The organism is Pseudovibrio japonicus (genome assembly GCF_014651595.1).
Lineage (GTDB): Bacteria > Pseudomonadota > Alphaproteobacteria > Rhizobiales > Stappiaceae > Pseudovibrio > Pseudovibrio japonicus.
In genome coordinates this window covers 46,320-66,259 of sequence record NZ_BMXE01000012.1, presented here as the reverse complement: position 1 = coordinate 66,259, position 19,940 = coordinate 46,320, and the positions used below count along the sequence as shown (strand labels likewise).

Genomic DNA, 19,940 nt, shown 5'->3' with positions numbered 1-19,940 from the left:
TTGTTGCGTCGCTATTGATTTGCGCAACAAGCCCTCGTTTCTGGTCCGAGCGCATCTCAGGTGTTGGTTCATCCGAGAACCAACACAGTGCGTTCCATGGAGATGGTGATGATGAAGTATCTGGAGTACCTGACCGGACGCATGATTGCATTGCTGTTCGCAATGGCTTTGCTGGCGTTTATCCTGCTTGTGATAGGGATGGCCTCCGGCCTGATGCTGGCTATCATTGCCATCACAGTTCCCCTTGTGATTCTGAAGATTCTGTTTGGCAAAGATAAGCCGAAAATCACCTATCACTACGAGCGTAAGGATTAGGAGATCGGGTAGTTTTTGATCTCGTTCTCGCCCCATATCTCCATCGCTTGAAGGACCGGGTGCAGGGATCTACCTTTCTCTGAAAGGGAGTATTCCACATGCGGTGGGACGACTTCCATCACTTTGCGATCTACGATTCCATCGGCTTCGAGAGCTCTGAGCTGCGCAGTCAGAAGGCGTTGGGAGACGCCGGGTAGCCTTCGTTTTAGCTCATTAAAACGGCAAGGTCCGGGTAAAAGCTCGTATATTATCAATGGTTTCCACTTACCGTTCAAAATGGAAAGTGTTCGCCGTACCGGGCAGGTCTTATAGCCGATGAAGGCTCCGCCGGGTGTGTCGGTGTCTTCTGCGCTCATTGTGTGCAGTACCCTTATGTATACTAGGCGCTAAAATAGTGCGTACTAGACCTTTTGCTTCCAGAGTTTCATATGGGGCCTGACTTATGAAATCAAGGGAAACACTCCAATGAACAGACTGAAGATTGCTGCGGCTGCAGCAGCTCTTGCTCTTTCAACCGTTGTTGCCGGTGCGACCGAAGCAACTGATCTTCTGAGTAAATTCTACGAGGTTGCAGATACCCGTCCGTTTGACCCAGCCAAGCTGGCCGAGTTCTACGCGGATGATATGGTGGATCACAATGGCCGCCCGGGCCAGAACGCCAAGCAGGCTGCAGTTGGTACGTTTACGGCGCTGGCAGCAGGTGCGCCGGACTCCCGTCATGAGCTTGGAATGGTTGAGCCAATCGGTGACGACAAGGTGCTGATCTACTGGCGTTATAAAGGCACCAACACAGATGGTCTGTTCGGTGCTGACGCGAACGGCAATGCCTTTGATATTGCTGGTTTTGAGGTTTACCGCGTTGAAGACGGCAAGATCCAGGAGTTCTGGCACGTTGAAGAGCTTGCTGCCCTTGGCGCTCAGCTCGCGGCGACGAAGTAAGTGAAGAAAGCCCGGCGGTGTGTTCTGCCGGGCTTTTGTTTTCTCTTTTATCGCATAGGGTTAGCTCTTAAGGTGTTGAGGGCTCTATGCCGTCGATGGCATCTATGAAGGGCTGCTTTGGTTTGACGGCAAAGCTTTTTTCCAGTGTTTGGGCGTGTCTGATACGGTCGAGGCGGAATGTGCGGACAGCGTTACGCAGGTGATCCCAGGCCATGATGTACCAAACGGGATAGCTCAGAAAGAGATAGTGCGGCTCTATGGTTCGGCTGGAGAGGTTGTTGTTTTGGTCGCTGTATTCGATCTGAATACACTTGTTCATCAAGAATGCTTCGTTGATCGGGCTCATGGCCTCACTGTCGATGTCTTCAAATGAGCCGTAGACGGAAAGAGAGGCAGTTTCTCCAATCCAGATGCGGGATTTCAGCGTGTCGACCCGTGATCGAAGCTCAGGTGAAAACGAGGCGATAAGCTTTCTGCGGATGGGCTTGAGGTTGGCCAGCAGGAGCGGGGAGCGCATGTTTTCTGCGATGGCGAGGCTGATGAGCAGATCAATTGCCTCTTTGTATTCCAGCTTGAGCCGGCCAACACCCCAGCGGGACTGAAGGCGCATGCCGCCGCCGCGGCCTTTGTCCGCTTCGATGGGAAGACCACGCTCGCGCAGCAATTCCAGATCACGGAACAGAGTGCGCTGGGAAATCCCGAGCTCGGCCGCCAGATCGTGCGTTGTCGGGCAGTCGCCAGATTTCAGCAGAGCTTCAATTTGCTCCAGCCGGTCAAGGCGTTTCAGCGCTGTTGCTCTGGTTGTTCCGCTTCTTTGTAGGTTCATTGAAGAAATATGTCATTAAGTGACATAGTTGTCCATACAAATAGGTCGTCCAAACATTTCGGGAAAATAAAGATGACCAATCAAGTTATTGAATTTGCACCATTTCACCTGTCTCCCAATAAAACAGAAGCAGACCTTTTGGAGGCTTCTGAGCGGTTTCAGAATGAGTTTCTGGACGGGTTTGAGGGGTTTGTGCGGCGCTCTCTGGTAAAGCATGCGGATGGTGCTTATGCTGATATTGTGGTGTGGGCGAACGACAGTGCCAGCAAGAAAGCTGTTGCTGCGGCAGGGGATCATGCAGCGGGGCAGGCTTATTTTTCTCTGCTAGACAGCGCCCGCGAGCACCAGCCGCGTAAAGCGGGGGCGATGGAATTCTTCCAAGTGGTGGGAACGTATGGCTGAACCTTTCAAAGAGTTATTTAATCAAGCCGCGATTGAACGGATGGCCTCTGCGTTAGCAGAGGTTCATTCCGGTTTTGATGCAGCTGGCTTCATTGTTGACGCGATGGATGGCTTGAGTGATCTGGAGCTGAAGGAGCGGTCGTTCCATCTGGCTCGGTGTTTGCGGCGGCATCTGCCTGAGGACTATAGCGTAGCCCTGAGGATTATGCTGGCTACGCTTTCGGCGCCGCTGGCTATGGATGATGAGCCGCTGTGGGATAGTCGGTCCAGTGGGCTTTCCGGCTTCATCACCATGCCGTTTACGGACTACGTGCTGCTTTATGGTTTGGAGGACTTTGAGCTTTCTATGTCCGCCATGAAGGAGATGACCTGCCGGTTTTCAGCCGAGTTTGCTATTCGGCCTTTCATTGAGCGATACGAGGCGGAAGCCATGACTCTACTGACTGAATGGGCCGAGGATGAGAGCGCGCATGTGCGGCGACTTGTTTCCGAAGGAACGCGGCCGCGACTGCCCTGGGGGCTTCGACTGAAAGGTTTCATTGAGGCGCCGGAGAAGTGTCTGCCGTTATTAGAGAAGCTCAAGGACGATGAGACGGAATATGTGCGCCGCTCTGTTGCTAATCACCTCAACGATATTTCCAAGGATCATCCGGATTTGGTCGCGGAGGTTTGTGGGAGGTGGCTTGAAAAGCCTTCTGTGCAGACAGAGCGGCTGGTGCGTCATGCGCTGCGGAGCAATGTGAAGGCAGCGCATTTACCGAGCCTTGCGGTGTTGGGGTATGACCCGGAGCATGTGAAGGTGGTTTCGGGGACCTTGAGAGATAATCGGGTAGAGTTTGGATCGAAGCTGGGGTTCTCAGTGGAGATTGAGAACTCATCAGATAAGGCGACCTCCTACATGCTGGACTTCATATTGTACCACCGCAAAGCCAACGGTAAGCTGGCGCCCAAGGTTTTTAAGCTGAAGCGCGGGACGTTGAAAGCCGGCCAGACTCTCAGTGTTGTGGGGCAGCATAACATCAGGCCAATTACGACACGCCGGTATTATGAGGGTGAGCACAGGCTGGCCGTGCTGCTCAATGGCGTTGAGACTCCACTGGGCTCTTTTGAACTGGTTGGCGTTGAAGAGATGGCGGTGTGATCCTACGCCCGATTTGGCGAGGGCGCTGTGCCCGATGATACCGTGGAAGGTGAGGAGAGCTTGGAAGAGCTGGTGTGGTTTCCAGCTCTTAGCGCTGCAAGGATTGATCAGCGGTGATTGGACAGGCGTGGGCGGGAGCCGTTCGCGATCATGCGCAGGCCTTTGAAATCGAGAATCGCGATCTTGTGTTTGCCGATCAGCTTGACGGCGCCTTCTTTTTCCAGACCCTTGAGAACACGGCTTACGGTCTCTGCGCGCAGGCCAAGATAATCCGCGATGGACTGCCTTGAGATTGGGAGTGTGAACTCCTCTACAAAGCGCGGGATGCTCATGCGGTTGCGGAGCTCGAAGATAAAGGAGGCCATGCGTTCTGTCGGGGTCTTTTTGCCCAGATCAGAGGAATGGTCGAACTGTTGGTGCATGATGTCGGTTGCGCGACGCCAGTAGATGCGGCGCAGATTGGAATCCTTCAGAAGCAACTCTTCAAAGATGCTGAGCGGAACAAGCTTCACACTTGTTGGCGCGAGCGCGACCACTTCACCTGAGGCGTGCCGATCCGCCCGGTTCATGTCCAGATATTCGCCCGGGAAGCGGAGCGTGAGAAGAGAGCGGCGGCCATCACTCAGGTGGCTCTCGATAGCGATTACACCATTGAGAACTGCAAAGACGACAGGCTCGGGAAAATCTTCCGGCGCGAGCTGGTCCCCTTCGTTCAATTCGATGGTTCTGGCGGAGCGTAATTCAGCTTTGTCAAAATGGAGATGCATCGGGCGACAAATGCACTCTTCGCCCTCAAATCCGCAGGACTCCTGAACACACTCAAAAGAAAGTTGGTCAGGTGATGACACTATCTTTGGAGGGGTTGTCCCCGACATGCGTTAAGCTCCCCGCTTTTTGCGTGATTTGGCGTAAAGTCCCCAGTTCTCGTGGACATTGATATAAATCAATATTCTACGGATTACTTTTATTCAATGTTTTCTTACCCGAACAAGCGAGAAAAATTTCGTTGTTTGGAACTCTTGTACCTAACTCCTGATTGTAATCAATGAAAGCAGTCCAACCCCATGCAGAAATGGCGGGTATTAGCGGATCGATGCTGTCCTGATATTGAGTCTCGCCGGCGTCATCCTAGGCAAATTGGGGGTAACAATGCGCCTTCTCGTCAGTATATCGATTGCTTTGATGACGAGCACTGCGGCATTTGCAACAGATTTGGGGCCTGTTGCAAAGATTGAGCAGAATCCTGCTCTCGTGGAACTTGGAAAACGTTTATTTTTTGATAGCCGCTTATCTGGTGACACCAACCTTAGCTGTTCAACATGTCATGAACCAGCTAAGGCGTTCACGGATGGCGAACAGCTCTCTACCGCATATTCTGGGACAGAGGGTTTCCGTAACACGCCAACACTGGCGAATGTCGGGCTCCGGGAAGCCTGGATGCATGATGGTCGTTTGGGAACAAACCTAAACGATGTGTCTCGTGGCATGATCACCGAGACCTACATCATGAACATGGATATGCGGATCATGCAGGAGCGTCTGAAGCAGGATCCGGTTTACGTTAAAATGTTTGAAGCTGCGGGTAAGGGAGAACCATCCAATGGTGGTGCTCGCAGTGCATTAGAAGCTTTTCTTAAATCCATTAGATCAAAAGGTTCCGGGTTTGACCGTGGCGAGCTGACTGTTTCGGAAAGACGCGGTTATGAGCTGTTTATGGGCAAAGCAGGATGTTCTTCCTGTCACTCCGGCAACCGCTTCACAGATGATCAACCGCACAATATCGGTGTTCCAAACAACCCTGAGATCTGGTCGGACCCGCTACGTCACATCACCTATGTGACCTACGCGAAGTTCATGGGGGTGAACAACTACATGAACCTACGCGAGGATCAGGGGGCGTTCATCCGGGATCATAAGGAAGAGGCCAAACGGTCCTTCCTGACGCCTACTCTTCGTGAGCTGACTTATACCGCGCCCTACATGCACAACGGCATGCTGGTGACCCTTGAAGAGGTTGTAGAGTTTTACAACCAAGGCGGCGGTGATGATGTCAACAAAGATGCACGTCTGAAGCCACTCAATTTGAAGAACAGCGAGAAGGCCAATCTGGTTGCGTTCCTGAAGGCCTTGTCTGGCGACAGCTTCGACACTCCTGAATACGTTTGGGCAGCCGACGACTACTCTTACGAGTTGATCGAAGACTGGCGGAACAAGAAGAATTAGGGGGCTGCTAAGATGACAATATTCAAAAGAACCGTTGGTGTGATTGCACTTGCTGGTATTTCTATTGTTGCAGTTGCAGCTGGTGTTCAAGCTGCAGAACAACGCCCTGCGGAATTGGCTCCTTTGGGAGAGCCGCCTTCTCCACCAGATAACCCGATGACACCTGAAAAGGTTGAGCTGGGTAAGCTGCTGTTCTTTGATCCACGCCTGTCCGGTAACGGTTCCATGCCATGCTCGGCATGTCACCTACCAGAACTTGGCTGGGACTTCCCAGACAAGATCTCTCTGGGCTACCCGGGTACAGTTCACTGGCGTAACTCGCCCACCATCGTGAACACCGCTTATTACGGTAACCTGTTCTGGACTGGTATTTCCAAGTCTTTGGAAGCTGAAGCCCGCACCGCTGCGCGTGGTGGTGTTGCTGGTAACGGTGAAGACGACATGATGGAAGCGCGCCTTGCGTTTATTCCTGAGTATCGTGAGCGCTTTAACGATGTGTTCGGCACCGAATATCCTTTGATGCGTGACGCTTATATGGCGATTGCTGCGTTTGAGCGGTCTATCGTTCAGCGTGATACTCCGTTTGATCTCTATATGCTGGGTGATGATGATGCTCTGAGTGATCAGCAGAAGCGGGGCATGGAGCTTTTCACCGGTAAGGCTGGCTGTTCCACCTGTCACGATGGTGCTTTGATCTCCAACCAGAAGTACTACAACCTCGGCGTTCCAGCTTATGACGGCTGGGAAACAGACGAGCTTGCGCAGATCACCTTCCGGTTTGAGCTTTTAGCAAAGGGGTCCACGGAAGAGAAATACCGCAAGTGGAAGGATGATCCGGGCCTTTACTTCGTGACAAAGCAAGAAGCCGATCTGGGCAAGTTCCGTGTGCCGTCTCTGCGTTACACCAAATACACCGCTCCTTACATGCACAACGGCATGCTGGAGACTCTTGAAGATGTGGTCGAGTTCTACAATCAGGGTGGTGGCACCAATGACTGGGCAGCAACAAAAACTGACCTGATTAAGCCTCTTGGTCTGACCGACGATGAGAAAGCTGATCTGGTTGCTTTCGTAGAGAGCTTCTCTGGCGAGCGTCTTACCATGGAGACACCTGATCTTCCTGAGTATGAGCCACTTCCGGCTGTAACGAATTAAGAGGAGATGGAGATGACACATCAACCTAAGTCCGTCTCTCCTGAGATGGTTGAGGTCGTTAACGGCCCAGAGGAAATCGCAAAAACCGGCAAGCGCTGTGTGATGACACGCCGTCAGTTTCTGCTGACTTCCGGTATTTCTACCTTCACCGTTATGGTGGCTCTCAAGTCTGGTCCTTCCTCCGCGAAGATGCCTGCCATGGTCTCCACGTATGAGCGCAAGTTCATTTGTAAGCTTTCTGATCTGAAAGAGGATGAGCCGCTCGACTTCAACTATCCGGACGAAGGCGCTTATTGCGAGTCCATGATTGTGAAGCTGGGCAGGGAAGCTGGCGGCGGTATTGGGGCTGACAAGGACATTGTGGCGTTCAACTACACCTGTACGCATCAGGGTGGTCCGCTTCAGGGGACTTATCAAAAAGGTGATAAGGCGCTGGGCCCATGCCCCCTTCACCTGACCACCTTTGACCTAACCCGCCACGGTATCTTTATTTCCGGTCAGGCTTACCAGAGCCTACCTCAGGTCCTTCTCGAGCTGGATGGTGATGATGTTTATGCCGTCGGTATGTTCGGGCTGATCTATGGCCGCTACGACAATCTCAAAGGGTGAGGAGTAAATCATGTCAACTCCCTACTACATTCCTGGGACAAACATTCCGCTGCCTCCGGTAGATGCTGATGTTCTTTCCACTGCATGTGATTATTGTATCGTAGCGTGTGGTTACAAGATCTATCGCTGGCCTGTGAAGGGCGGCAAGGTGGGCGGCGAGAAAGCTGCTGAAAATGCCTTTGGCGTCGACTTCCCGGTTGATCCGCTGGGTCCATGGGTTGCTCCTAACCAGTACAACGTTGTGCTGCACAAGGGTGAACCTCACCATGTAATCATCATTCCGGATAAAGATACCAAGCATGTAAACATCAATGGTAATTCTTCTATCCGTGGTGGTGCGCTGGCGAAGAAGGTTTACAACCCGCAGACCCCAACCCGCGATCGCCTGAAGTCACCGATGATCCGCATGTTCGGCACTTTGATGCCCGTCACTTGGGATCTGGCTCTGGAGATTGCTGCGGAAGTTGGTAAGCACGTCATCAAGAAGCACGGTGAGAATGCTTTCTGCGTGAAGACATTCTCCTACGGCTACATGGAAAACACCTACGCGATTTCCAAGTATGCTCTGCGCTCTGTCAGCACCGCGAACTTCACATTCCACGACACGCCGTCTGATGTGACGTCCACGCCGGGCTTTAGGGACGCCGGGTTCGACAACTTCGGTCCGTCCTATCAGGACTGGAAGGATGCCGAGACGCTGCTGGTGTGCGGTACGGACCCTTACGAGTCCAAAACCATCCTGTTCACTGACTGGATGATGCCTGCAATCCAGAATGGTCAGAAGACCATCTTCATGATCCCGCGTAAGACCGCTGGTGTGGCGTATGCCGAGAAGAATGGTGGTTTGTGGCTGGACATTCAGCCGGGAACCGACCTTCTTGTTGTGAATGCGATTGCTCGTGTGATCATCGAGAATGGCTGGCAGGACGCTGAATGGATCCGTGATTGGGTCAACAACAAGTGGGAAAGCTCTTCAGGTTTCGGCCAGGGGACACGTAACACGCCCTGGCAGTGGCGGACCACATGGGGCATGTTCCAGACCGACGGCTACGATGACTTCGTTAAGTGGCTGATGGCACAGGACGAGTTTGAACCAACAGCTGCTGCCGAGATTGCTCAGATCGATGTAGAGAAAATCTACAAGGCGGCTGAGTGGATGGCGAAACCACGTGAAGATGGGTCTCGCCCTAAGACGTCCATCATGATCGAGAAGGGCTTCTACTGGTCCAATAACACTGGTAACACCAATGCGATTTCTTCGCTTGGTATTATCTGTGGCTGTGGTGGTCGTCCGGGTCAGGTTATTGGCCGTGCTGGTGGTCACCAGCGTGGTGGCCTGAAGGGTGGGTCTTACCCACGCAACAAGTCTCCTGAAAAGCTGCCGGGCCGTCGGCGCCGTGCAATGGATACGGACCGGTATCTGATGAGTGGACACACCCGCTTTGCTCATGTGATTGGTAACACTTGGATCCAGTCCATGTGTGGGTCCCAGTCTCTTGCAGCGAAGTTTGAGGAGTTGACTGTTCAGAACCCGCATCAGGTGCGTTCCTACGACAAGCAAGCGATCATCAATACGCTGAAGAAGCGTGTCGATAGCGGTGGCATGGTTGTTGTGAACCAGGACATCTACCTCGTAGATCCGATTGGCGCACGTTTCGCAGACATCGTGTTCCCGGCTGCTGGTTGGGGCGAAGACACATTCACCCGTGCAAACGGTGAGCGTCGTCTGCGGCTGTATCCAAAATTTTACGATGCACCGGGTGAAGCGAAACCGGATTGGTGGATTGTTGCGAACCTTGCGAAGAAGATGGGCTTTAAGGGCTACGATTGGAAGAACTCCAACGAAGTGCTTGAAGAAGCGGCTCGATTCTCCCGTGGCAGCCGCAAAGACTTCTTTATGCTGAAGGTTGCTGCGCAGAAGGAAGGCAAGACACTTCACGAAAAGTTTGCCGAGTTCGGCACGGACGGTATTCAGGGTCCGGTTGTTATGCTTGAAGATGGCACCCTGCAGGGGACCAAGCGTCTGCATGACACAACCCGTGAGCTGTCCGAGACTGGTCCAAGTGGTTCCAATCGCTACAACAAGAAGCTCACTCACTTCAACTCTCAAACGGGTAAGTGCAACATCCAAAAGAGCCCATGGAGCCTGTTCTCCGATTACTGGGCATGGATGAAGCCTAAGGATGATGAGCTTTGGGTGACTTCCGGTCGTATCAACGAGCGTTGGCAGTCCGGTTATGATGACCGCCGTCGTCCTTACATCGTGCAGCGCTGGCCTGAGAACTGGGTTGAAATTCATCCAGATGACGCCAAAGAGCGCGGTATCGAGAACGGTGACTACGTGATGCTCTACTCTGACCGTATTCCGGTGCAGACAGACACCACTGTGGGCATTGAGGGCGATGACTTCACCTTCACCAAACTGATGGAAGCCGGCCATATCGAGTTGACCGAAGCAGCGATTACTGCGGTAGCCATTGTTACCCCGGCGCTGAAGAAGGGTATGCTTTACATGGACTTCCTGCACACTGCACAGCCAGCGAACGCTTTGTCTGGCCGTGTGGTGGACTGGATCAGCGGGAACTACAACTACAAGATGGGTGTTGGCCGGATCAAGAAGATCGGCACAAGCCCATACAAGGATAGTTTCCGGTCCATGTCTTTCGCACGTCGCGATATTGCATAGGAACACACGAGCTGGCGGGGGTTGAACCCCGCCAGTACTTTTCTTTGTCTGTGCCAAGGGGCTTATCCAAGCCGCTTCCAGTTTTAGTTTTTGCGTACTGTTGCCTGAGAACTGGTCTCCACTTTCCGGGAACACGCTTGAGGAGAAGAGCCAATCATGACGGTTTCCACCAGGCATCTGGATCAGGACTTTGTGAGCGAACCAAGCGAAGCGAGCGATAAGCTCGTGAAGATCCTTTGTGAGTTGCTTGCAAATGGCGAAGAGCGAGAAAAGTGTTTATCCGCTCAGATACTGGGGAAATTTGGTACTTCGGCTGCTCAGGCAGCGCTTGCCAGCGCGCTGCGGGATGAGGGTGAAGATGTTCGCAGTGATGCGATTGAGTCTTTGATCCGCGCGGACAAGGGGTTGGATGCTGATGTGCTGTTGTGGAGCCTGCTGAATGATCCTGTGCTGGAGGTGAAGCTTTCTGCGATTGACGGGCTTGCCCTTGTGGGCGGTGCGGTTGCTGAGGAATGGCTGACAAAGCTCGTTAAGGACCGCTGCGAGGATGAGGTGGCGTGGGATGGCTACGGGGCTGAGTGGGATGATTGGCTGGATGTGCAGCGTAAAGCTATTCTGGCGCTGGGCACGCTGAAGTGTGAAGCCTCGGCTGCCGCTTTGCTGGAGGCCGCGCGCGATCCGTTTGGTCAGGAGGTCTGGCCCGAAGTGACTGTGGCGCTTTCCGAGATGGGGGCCGCTGGTTTGCTTGAGCTGGCCACACTCGCAACAGATGCGTCGGCTCGGGTGCGGGAACACACTGCGCGTGCGCTTTCTACTGTACAGGATGAGCGTGTTGGCGAGATTTTGCGCGTTCTGTTTGCGGATGCGGATCCGGATGTGCGTGTTGCTGCTGCGGAAGTGCTGATGGCACGTGGTGAAGAAGCGGATCTGGCTGTGCTGCTTGCTGACAGTGCGCCGCAAATGCGTCGGTTGGCGCTAAAGGCTCTGGGTAAACTCTCGTTCTCAAAACTGGAGAAAGTGGCGTTTGAGGATGAGGAAGACACCTTGCGCGTGATGGCACTTGAGCGGATGGCTGCTGGTGAGATCGCCAAGCCGGAGGCACTGATTGAGCGTATTGAGCGATCCTTGCGTAGTGCAAGCGATGTGTTTGTTGCAGCGCTGATCCCTGTGCTTGCTAAGATCGAGAATGAGACAACGGAGACGTTGCTGACCGAGATTGCGACGCACCGCAAGGAAGAACCTGTTCTGAAAGCCTTCATTGTGCTGCATGGTGAGAAGCCGTGCGTTGAAGGGCTGGCTATCTTGCAAGAGCAGGTGACGAGTGCAGAACAGGAAATCCGTCTTGCTGCACTGAACTCGCTTGCCAAGCTCTCTGACGGGGAAGGGGATATTGCGGACAATGCGGCTGTGCAGTTGGTCTGGGCTGTTTCCGGCAAGCTGATGCCTGAAGCGCATGAGCAGGATATTCTGGACAGTGCAAAGGAGAAGGATCCCTCTGACCTTGGTGATAACGGTAAGGGAGAGGACAAGCCACCGCGCGTTCAGATCGACCGCGAAGGCAACGTGATTGAACCTCAGGCTGCCCCTGTTGAAGCGGTCGCGGAAGAGGAGGTTGTTGTAGAAGAGCGTTCTACTGAGGAGCTGGTGGCCAGTGTGACTGCCGGTGCGGAGCCTGCTGTTGCTGATGAGGTGCCGGACGGGGCGATTGAGCGTGTGGAAGATCTGCCTGACAACGTTGTTGCCTTCCCAGGTTCCACGCTTGGTGCGATCCTGAACACCGATGAGGAAATCGAGAAACTGGCGGAAGAGCCGGTGGAGCTGGGCAAGCAAGACATGCGTTTTCTTGAGCTTGCGAATGATCTAATCGAGAAGAAGCGGGTTGTGCCGGGGCGTCCGGATGATCCGGCATTGGACATTCGGTTGCTGGCTCTGCGCATCTGTGGGGATGCAAAGCGTCCAGAGTTGATTGATGCGCTGATTTCTGCACTGTCTGATCGTCAAATGCAGGTGCGTTTTGCAGCCAGTCAGAGCCTTGTCCATCTGGTTGATAATGGGTTGGAGCTTTCTGAAGAGGCAATCGCGCGTATTCTGGCCTTGCCGCCTGAGAACGATGTTGCTGTGCGTGCGATGCGTGTTGAGCTGCTTGGTACCTCGTACAACCCTGAGGCTGAAGCTGTTGTGATTGCTGCGCTTAATGACAAGACCGATGCTGTTTCTGCCTCAGCTCTGAAAATTTTGGCCGGAAAGCCTGAGGCTAACATCGATGTATGTAGCTATCTGAAGAGCACGCGACGTGGTTTACGTGTAGCCGCGATGGAGCTTGTGAGTGCGGATGCAGATGTGAATGCATTGGGTGAGATCTTCGAGGCTGCGCAGATGGAAAACGGTGTCCTTATTCCGAGGGCTGCGTTGTGCCTGCGCTGCTATGCTCAGGAAAGTGTTCTTGGCGCGTTGGAGCAATGGCTGGATGGAAATCTTTCGCGTAAGCTGGCTGCTCTTGAGGTGTTTAACAAATACTTGGCTTAAGGGTTCTCTTCTGAAGCAAGACGGGGCCTTATCTCGTGGTCTTTATCTGTTGTTGCATACGGTATAAGAAAACCTGCCAGCCTGTGTTGGCAGGTTTTTTGAGACAGGGGACATTATGCGATCAAAGACGCTTTCTACCGGCTACAAGATGCCAATGATCGGCCTTGGGACGGTGGGCTTTGCAGAGGGTGAGACCTATCCTGCGGTTCGTGCAGCGTCGAAGGCTGGGTATCGCCATTTCGATTGTGCGTTCATGTACGGCAATGAAGCTGAGATTGGTCAGGCGATCGCAGATGTGATGAAGGAAGACGGCATCAAGCGCAGTGACCTCTTTATCACCTCCAAGCTTTGGAACAGCTTTCATAAACCTGAGGATGTGAGAGAGGGACTCGAGAAGTCTCTTGCTGACTTGCAGGTGGATTATCTGGACCTCTACCTGATGCATTGGCCGGTGGCTTTGAGGAAAGGTGTGCTGAAGCCTCGAAGTGCTGAGGATTATCTCACGCTGGATGAGGTGCCCCTGATGGATACATGGCGGGCGCTGGAAGACTGTTTTGATGATGGTTCGGTAAACACGATTGGTGTTGCCAATTTTAGTACCCAGAAGCTGGATAGTCTTATTATGGAGGCGAGGGTTGCGCCGGCAGTCAATCAGGTTGAGCTGCATCCCTTCTTCCAGCAGAACGATCTACGCTCCTATTGCCTGCATAACAACATCGCACTGACCGCGTTTTTCCCTCTTGCACGGGGGGTGCCTGCTGACTTGTCTGAGTCAAAGAGGACAGATGTGGTTCTGACCCATCCTGTGATTGAGGAAATTGCCGAGAAGCATGGTGCCACACCAGCTCAGGTAGCTTTGAAATGGTCAATTCAGAACGGTATTATTGTGGTGCCGAAGTCCAGTAATCCAGGACGTTTAGCGGAGAACATCGCTACGCTTGAGTATGATCTTGATGAGCATGACATGGCGCGTATTGCGCAGTTGGATAGGAAGCGCCGTCGGGCGACCGGGGCTTCCAACTATTTCCTGCCTGGGAGCCCTTACACCTGGGAAAATCTCTGGGACGAACCGCGTCCCGAGTAGTGGCATTGTGATCTTAAATCCGGAAGTGCCGCGTGCTGTTGGATGCGGCTCTGTCTGTTCTGCAAGTTTGCAGGTGGGGTCAGAACAGGAGCTGGTTGTACGCCTCTTTCTTTTCCTGCCAGGCTGCGATGCTGAGCATCATCTGGCGTCCCATTTCCAGTCTGGTTTCGAATGTGGCACTTGCGATGTGGGGTGTGAGTGTTGTGAAGGGGGATGTGATCAACTGATCCGGCACGTTGGGTTCATCGGGAAAGACATCAAGCGCGGCTGCGCCAAGTTTTCTGCTTTCAATGGCTGTGATCAGGTCCTGCATGTTGACCAGTGAACCACGGGCGACGTTGATGAGTAAGCCGTTAGGGCCCAGTGCCTCCATGACCTCGAGATCGATCGCGTTTTCTGTCTCAGGACTGCCCGGTGCCGCGACGAGGAATACATCGGTGTCTTTAGCCAATTCCAGAGATGTGGCGCGGCTTTGCTCGTTCTGCATGGGGGCGGCATTGTGGTCGCAATACAAGACGGTCATCCCAAATGTGCCGCCCAGAATCTCCGCAGTCTTTTTGCCTATACGCCCGTAGCCAAAGATGCCAAGTGTCTTGCCGCGCAGGCTGTACCCCATGCCGAGCTTTTGCGTGCGCCAGTCTCCGCTGCGAATAAATCGGTCGCCCTCGGCAATCCGGCGCGAGGAGGCCAGTGCGAGGCCGACGGCATGGTCGGCTACGGCTTCAGTGAGAGCGTCCGGTGTGGTTGTGATGATGATGTTACGCCCACGTGCCTGTGCCAGATCAATCTTGTCGAAGCCAGCCCCATAGACGGCGATGAGCTCAAGGTTTGGCAGGGTCGCCATCAGCTCGCCCGAGAGCCCGAAATCCCCCTTGGTGGCGACAATACGAATATCTGGCAGAACTCGGGCCATAAGAGCATCATTCTGCTGAAGCTCCCAATAACGCGCAACCGAGAAGCGGTTTTCCAGCTGCTCGTTTATTTCGTCGGGCGCATAAGGGGTCAGTTGTAAAACATCAATCATTGAACGGTCATCTGCAGATTGCTTGAGTGCATTCGCCAAGAGTGCCTCAACTTGCAGAAGTTCGCCAGTAGAGAGTTGTTACTCTCCAACAGTTGCCTTTGCCCGTATGCGCTGTAATCCAGCAGGTCTTATGTAAAAGTGAAAATCAGATAAAGCACGCCTACCAGAATGCTGGTTACGATCAAAGTACCGCCAAAGTCGGTTGCTGCACCTTGAATAGTTTTGACAGGAAGTCGACGCATAATATTCCCCCCTATACCGTGTAGAGACTTTGAATCTCTACCTGAAATATTAGTTAGAAGACCTGTAAATAAGTAGACTACATAATGTCGCAGTTACGTAATAGGACACGGTTGTTTGTTTATACAAGACTGTTTGTGTTTGGTTTAACCCTATGAATTTAATGGTTAATTTTAATGGATGTTGTTGTGAGGTCGGGCTGGGTTCGGCTTAGGGTAGCAAGCTTGTTAGGTTAGGGTGGTTGTTGTAAGTCAATAGTATCCAACTGGCTGCAAACAGCTGAGAAAAACAAAAATAATTGGAGTGTGAGCGGTGGCCCGTCCAGCAAACCTCTCGAATGCGGTTTACGACAAGATGAAAGAAGCTGTCGATTCCGGAGAATTCCCTGAAGGGTTAAAGCTTCCCACTGAAAGTGCGCTTTGTGAGCGGTACGGTGTTTCGCGTCCTGTCGTGCGCGGCGCCATGGAGCGCTTGCGAAAAGACGGCTACATCAAAACGGTGCGCGGCTCTGGCAGCTTTGTCATTAAAGAGCACGTCACCCCAACCCCGTTTGCCCCCACACTGGGCAAGTTTGAGATTTCCGGTATTGGCGATGTAATTCAATGCCAAGAAACACGCATGGTGTTTGAAGGCGAGATGGCGGCCCTTGCTGCGGAACGCTGGACGGATGAGGAGATGACGGAGCTGGATGCGGCGCTCGCGCAGATCCACCGCGACGGGTTGGATTCTGTCAGTACGGTTGATGGTGACATGCGGTTCCACTGTGCTGTGATCCGTGCGGCCAAGAATGACTATGCGGCGGCTGTTTATGATCTCATGAAGCCACAGATTTTGGTGGGCATGAACATGAGTAAGGGGCTGTACCCGCTTTTACCGGAGTTTGCTCACCGGCATGGTATTGAAGAGCACAAGGCAATTCGGGATGCGATCAAGGCGCGGGACGCGGAAGCGGCGCGCCGCGAAATGCGCAACCATATCGGCTTCTTTGGTGATCAGTTCAAATAAGGGCGTTCGCTAGTATCTGTGCGAGGGGGCTCCCCCATATCTGCCTGTTAGATGCCGCAGACAGTATGCGTCACTTTGGGGCAGCTGCGTTAGTTTCCAGCGCTCAGAGCTGTTGTTATGATGCAGGAAGATTCGGATGCTTGGAATGGAATGATCTTTAGTTAGCTGACCACTCTCCGATTTATTATGGCAATTTACAATTATCCACCTACGTTTATATTTGTCGACCTTATTGAAAATATTAGGGATTTAAGAGGAGAGATCGTTTGATTGGCTGGTGATGCTGATTGCATGCTGGCGGTAAAATCGGAATGGTGTCCCCTGAGTGGAATAGAGTTTGTGCCAGAGGTTGGAATGTTTCAGGAAATCACTATCGGGTCATTGCCAAAAGGGCAGCGGAACACACTCTGTGATGTTCCGGGTGTCAAGGTTGGGCATGTGACGCTTGCCGATGGAGACTGCCAGACTGGCGTTACTGCAATCACCACGCGCGACGAGAATGCGTTTGAGGTGAGAACGCGTGCTGCCTCCCATGTGTTTAACGGGTTTGGCAAAAGCATCGGGTTGGTGCAGGTGGAGGAACTGGGCGAGCTGGAAACGCCGATCCTGCTGACGAATACGCTTAGCGTTGGTGCGGTGAGTGAAGGATTGATCCGGCACACGCTTGAGCAAACGCCGGAAATCGATTTGATGAAGGCTACGATTAATCCGGTGGTGTTTGAATGCAATGATGCCTTCCTGAATAAGATCAGTGCGTTAAAGGTGAGACCGCATCATGCCGAGGAGGCGATTGATGCCGTGTCGGAAGAGTTTGCGCAAGGTGCTGTTGGTGCCGGACGCGGCATGTCCTGTTATGGGTTGAAGGGCGGTATTGGCAGTGCTTCTCGCCAGGTGAAGGTTGGCAAGCGCGTCTATCATGTGGGTGCGCTGGTGCTTGCCAACATGGGCCGCCTGCCCGATTTGGTTCTGGGTGGCCAACATGTTGGGCCGCAGATTGAACAGCAGTTGGTCAGTGATGAAAGCGGGCCGGAGAAGGGCTCGATCATCATGATTATCGGCAGCGATCTGCCGTTGAGTGAACGGCAGCTGAAGCGGGTTGCCGCGCGCACATCTGTAGGACTTGTACGAACAGGTTCATTTCTTGGTCACGGAAGTGGCGATATAGCTTTGGCATTCACAACCGCGGACCCTGTCGACACAAAGAGCAGAAAACGCACTCATTCGGTGGAACAAGTGGATGAGCGGCGAATTGACAGGGTGTTTAGAGCGGCTGCAGAAGCTACAGAAGAAGCCATTGTCAATTCAATGTTGAATGCGGAACGTGTAACGGGTCGCGATGGCAATACCCGTTATGCACTGGGAGAGTTTGGCGATTTAATGGGGGATGCAAATGAATAAGCAGGAAATCAAGCTCCTTGATGAAGCTTTTGCCTTGCCGGAAGATACTAAGTGGTCCTCTTTTGGAGAAGGCCATGCCAACGAAACATGGTTGGGAGAACTAGACGGCGAGGAGTCTGTTGTGCTTCGTCGTCATAACCCAAACAAGACCGAGGCGCAGATCCTTTCGGAATTCAAATGTCTGGATTTGCTTCAGAATATCGTTGGCTATGAGGTTCCGAAGGCACTTTACGGTGTTAATCAGGAGCGCGTTACTGAAGTGGAGGGTGCGCACTACTCTCTCTTTGAGCTGATTGAAGGTGAGACACCTGCGCTGGATAAGGTTGAGACCTGCAGGCAAGCCGGTCAGGCCTTGGCAAACGTGCACATCAAGCTTTGGGAGGAGCGGGATGTGTTTCGGTTTTCGGAGAACGAGCGTCCGGGTGTGAGCAAACAGACCCTAAAGTCCGGGACAGGCCTGCTGGCGGCGCTTTCCGAGCTGGAAGCCTCCAAGAGCATTGATGCAAAGTACCTGAGCACCGCATATTGGGCGGATGTGGACAGGGCTCTGGATGAGGTGCTGGGTAAGCTTGGAAGCCTGAATGAGACCAAGCATCTGATCCATGGTGATTATGGTCCGGGGAACACTCTGATCAACAAAAGCACTGGCGAGTTGGTTGGCCTTCTGGATTGGGATGAATGCCGCTGGGATTTGCCGGTCTACGATGTGGTTGGTGTCTATCCGTTCCTCTGCGAGATCGACCAGTCTCTGGGTGAGGCCTTTGTTGAGGCTTACTTTGCGGGGCTGAATGGGTCATCTCATCCGCTGGCTTCTCGTGAAAGCGAGACGCGGGATTTGATCGGCGCTGTCCAGTATGTGACGACTTACAAAGAGTTTGAGCTGATGGTGGACAACCATCTAGATGAGCCGGAGTATCTGGCGCAGCTGCTTGAGCAGCTGGCCTGACCATAAAACTCATTCTCTCACGGAGCGTTTTACCCGTGAGAGAAGCTTGGGCCTGCCTCGGACCATTTGATGTTGTTTTTGCCCAGATAGTTCAGGGCTTTCCGAATATCCTCAAAGAGCTGTTCGACAGAATCGTGGGAAACGCCGTGGCGCACCATGATGCGCTGGACGATTGTGTCCTGCATGTCCGCTGGCAGAGGATATGAGGCGATTTGCCATCCGCTCATGCGCACCCGCTCTGACAAATCGTAGAGCGTGTAGTGGGCTTTCTTCGGTTCTTTCAGACGGTAGCACACGCAGGGCAGGGCTCCTTTGCCGTCGTAAAGGACCTCCAGTTCTGGCAGTTTAGAGAGTTTCTTGGCCAGATAGTGCGCGTTTTCTGCGCAGGCCAATTGGATGGCTCTGTAGCCTACGTAACCCAATCTCATGAAATTGTAGTACTGGATGATGATCTGCCCGCCGGGGCGAGAGAAGTTGAGGGCAAACGTGGGCATGTTGCCGCCCAGATAGTCAACGTTGAACACCAGATCAGCTGGCAGCTCTTTCTTATCGCGCCAGATTACCCAGCCAACACCCAGAGGGGCGAGGCCAAATTTGTGGCCGGAAGCGTTGATGGATTTTACGCGGTCAAGGCGGAAATCCCACACCAACTCGGGGTGCAGGAAGGGGGCAACGAAGCCACCGGATGCCGCATCCACATGGACGGGGATGTCTAGTCCGGTTTCGAACTGGATCTTGTCGAGCTCCTGACAGACTTCCTTGACTGGTTCGTACACGCCGGTGAATGTTACGCCAAGGGTTGGGACCACGCAGATTGTGTTCTCATCCACGTAGTCTTTCAACTGCTCGGGCTGCATGTGGAGCGAGCCCTCGGTGAGCGGGATCTGGCGCAGTTCGACGTCGAAGTACTTGGCAAACTTATGCCAGCACACCTGGACGGGGCCGCAGACAATATTGGGTTTATCGTGATGCTTGCCTGCCTTCTTCTGGCGGTCTCTCCACGCCCATTTGAGGGCGAGGCCACCCAGCATGGCAGCTTCTGACGAACCGGTGGTGGAACAGCCAATTGTATCTTCAGCTTCCGGAGAGTTCCAAAGACTGGCGATTATGTGGACGCAACGGGCCTCAATTTCTGCCGTTTGCGGGTATTCATCCTTATCGATCATGTTTTTATCGATGCAATCGGCCATGAGTGTGTGGACTTCGTCTTCCACCCATGTGGTGCAGAACGTGGCGAGGTTCTGTCGTGCGTTGCCGTCCAGGTACAGCTCGTCCCGGACAAGGTTGTATGCTTCTTCCGGGCTCATTCCGGTTTCGGGAATGTGGTCTTTGGCAAGGCCCTGTATAGCGTGTGTTGTGGTGTAAACGTCAGGGCTTTTGCTGGAACTCTTCTTCCACAGTGGCATGGGGTGCTCCGAAAT

At 53.2% G+C, this 19,940-nt stretch carries 18 protein-coding genes; 13 read left to right on the top strand and 5 right to left on the bottom strand.

Annotated features, from left to right (window positions below; genetic code table 11):
* The first annotated feature begins 108 nt into the window (after positions 1-108).
* Positions 109-315, top strand: coding sequence for a hypothetical protein (locus tag IE076_RS21850; RefSeq protein ID WP_189438913.1), 207 nt, complete (start codon positions 109-111; stop codon positions 313-315).
* Here IE076_RS21850 and IE076_RS21845 read toward each other — a convergent pair.
* The gene (locus IE076_RS21845; protein WP_189438912.1) at positions 312-671 is read right to left on the bottom strand and encodes a winged helix-turn-helix transcriptional regulator; all 360 of its coding nucleotides are present in this window, start codon (positions 669-671) and stop codon (positions 312-314) included. The genes IE076_RS21850 and IE076_RS21845 overlap by 4 nt on opposite strands.
* A gap of 109 nt (positions 672-780) precedes the next feature.
* On the opposite strand from IE076_RS21845, the gene IE076_RS21840 reads away from it, so the two are divergent.
* The gene (locus IE076_RS21840; protein WP_189438911.1) at positions 781-1,254 is read left to right on the top strand and encodes an ester cyclase; all 474 of its coding nucleotides are present in this window, start codon (positions 781-783) and stop codon (positions 1,252-1,254) included.
* Positions 1,255-1,321: 67 nt separating this feature from the next.
* Here IE076_RS21840 and IE076_RS21835 read toward each other — a convergent pair whose 3' ends face one another.
* Positions 1,322-2,080, bottom strand: a complete 759-nt coding sequence (locus tag IE076_RS21835; RefSeq protein WP_189438910.1) for a helix-turn-helix transcriptional regulator — start codon at positions 2,078-2,080, stop codon at positions 1,322-1,324.
* 72 nt (positions 2,081-2,152) lie between these two features.
* Between IE076_RS21835 and IE076_RS21830 the strand changes: the two genes are divergently transcribed.
* A complete protein-coding gene (locus tag IE076_RS21830) occupies positions 2,153-2,482 on the top strand; it encodes a hypothetical protein (protein WP_189438909.1) in 330 nt (109 codons plus the stop codon).
* Positions 2,475-3,623 (top strand): DNA alkylation repair protein, encoded by a 1,149-nt coding sequence (locus tag IE076_RS21825; RefSeq protein WP_189438908.1) that lies wholly within the window; start codon positions 2,475-2,477, stop codon positions 3,621-3,623. The genes IE076_RS21830 and IE076_RS21825 overlap by 8 nt, the downstream gene beginning before the upstream one ends.
* A 107-nt stretch (positions 3,624-3,730) precedes the next feature.
* Here IE076_RS21825 and IE076_RS21820 read toward each other — a convergent pair whose 3' ends face one another.
* A complete protein-coding gene (locus tag IE076_RS21820; protein WP_189438907.1) occupies positions 3,731-4,390 on the bottom strand; it encodes a Crp/Fnr family transcriptional regulator in 660 nt (219 codons plus the stop codon).
* 382 nt (positions 4,391-4,772) lie between these two features.
* On the opposite strand from IE076_RS21820, the gene IE076_RS21815 reads away from it, so the two are divergent.
* From IE076_RS21815 to IE076_RS21790, 6 genes are all read left to right on the top strand, one after another.
* Positions 4,773-5,846, top strand: coding sequence for a cytochrome-c peroxidase (locus IE076_RS21815; RefSeq protein ID WP_189438906.1), 1,074 nt, complete (start codon positions 4,773-4,775; stop codon positions 5,844-5,846).
* 12 nt (positions 5,847-5,858) lie between these two features.
* On the top strand, positions 5,859-7,001 hold the full coding sequence (locus IE076_RS21810; RefSeq protein ID WP_189438905.1) for a cytochrome-c peroxidase: 1,143 nt from the start codon (positions 5,859-5,861) through the stop codon (positions 6,999-7,001).
* Between the two features lie 12 nt (positions 7,002-7,013).
* Positions 7,014-7,610: an arsenate reductase (azurin) small subunit gene (locus IE076_RS21805; RefSeq protein WP_209009398.1), complete on the top strand. Its 597-nt coding sequence runs from the start codon at positions 7,014-7,016 to the stop codon at positions 7,608-7,610.
* Positions 7,611-7,620: 10 nt separating this feature from the next.
* On the top strand, positions 7,621-10,296 hold the full coding sequence (locus IE076_RS21800; RefSeq protein ID WP_189438904.1) for an arsenate reductase (azurin) large subunit: 2,676 nt from the start codon (positions 7,621-7,623) through the stop codon (positions 10,294-10,296).
* 156 nt (positions 10,297-10,452) lie between these two features.
* Positions 10,453-12,822: a HEAT repeat domain-containing protein gene (locus IE076_RS21795; RefSeq protein WP_189438903.1), complete on the top strand. Its 2,370-nt coding sequence runs from the start codon at positions 10,453-10,455 to the stop codon at positions 12,820-12,822.
* 115 nt (positions 12,823-12,937) lie between these two features.
* Positions 12,938-13,906, top strand: a complete 969-nt coding sequence (locus IE076_RS21790; RefSeq protein ID WP_189438902.1) for an aldo/keto reductase — start codon at positions 12,938-12,940, stop codon at positions 13,904-13,906.
* Between the two features lie 79 nt (positions 13,907-13,985).
* On the opposite strand, the gene IE076_RS21785 is transcribed toward IE076_RS21790, so the two are convergent.
* Positions 13,986-14,969, bottom strand: a complete 984-nt coding sequence (locus tag IE076_RS21785) for a 2-hydroxyacid dehydrogenase (RefSeq protein WP_209009396.1) — start codon at positions 14,967-14,969, stop codon at positions 13,986-13,988.
* Between the two features lie 513 nt (positions 14,970-15,482).
* Here IE076_RS21785 and IE076_RS21780 point away from each other — a divergent pair.
* The 3 genes from IE076_RS21780 to IE076_RS21770 all read left to right on the top strand — a co-directional run bounded on the left by IE076_RS21780 (position 15,483) and on the right by IE076_RS21770 (position 18,519).
* Entirely contained in the window at positions 15,483-16,175 is a 693-nt protein-coding gene (locus IE076_RS21780; RefSeq protein ID WP_189438901.1) for a FadR/GntR family transcriptional regulator, read from the top strand.
* 354 nt (positions 16,176-16,529) lie between these two features.
* A complete protein-coding gene (locus IE076_RS21775) occupies positions 16,530-17,573 on the top strand; it encodes a DmpA family aminopeptidase (RefSeq protein ID WP_189438900.1) in 1,044 nt (347 codons plus the stop codon).
* A complete protein-coding gene (locus tag IE076_RS21770) occupies positions 17,566-18,519 on the top strand; it encodes a phosphotransferase enzyme family protein (protein WP_189438899.1) in 954 nt (317 codons plus the stop codon). The genes IE076_RS21775 and IE076_RS21770 overlap by 8 nt, the downstream gene beginning before the upstream one ends.
* 29 nt (positions 18,520-18,548) lie before the next feature.
* Here IE076_RS21770 and gad read toward each other — a convergent pair whose 3' ends face one another.
* Positions 18,549-19,925, bottom strand: coding sequence for a glutamate decarboxylase (gene gad, locus IE076_RS21765; RefSeq protein ID WP_189438898.1), 1,377 nt, complete (start codon positions 19,923-19,925; stop codon positions 18,549-18,551).
* Positions 19,926-19,940: the final 15 nt, after the last annotated feature.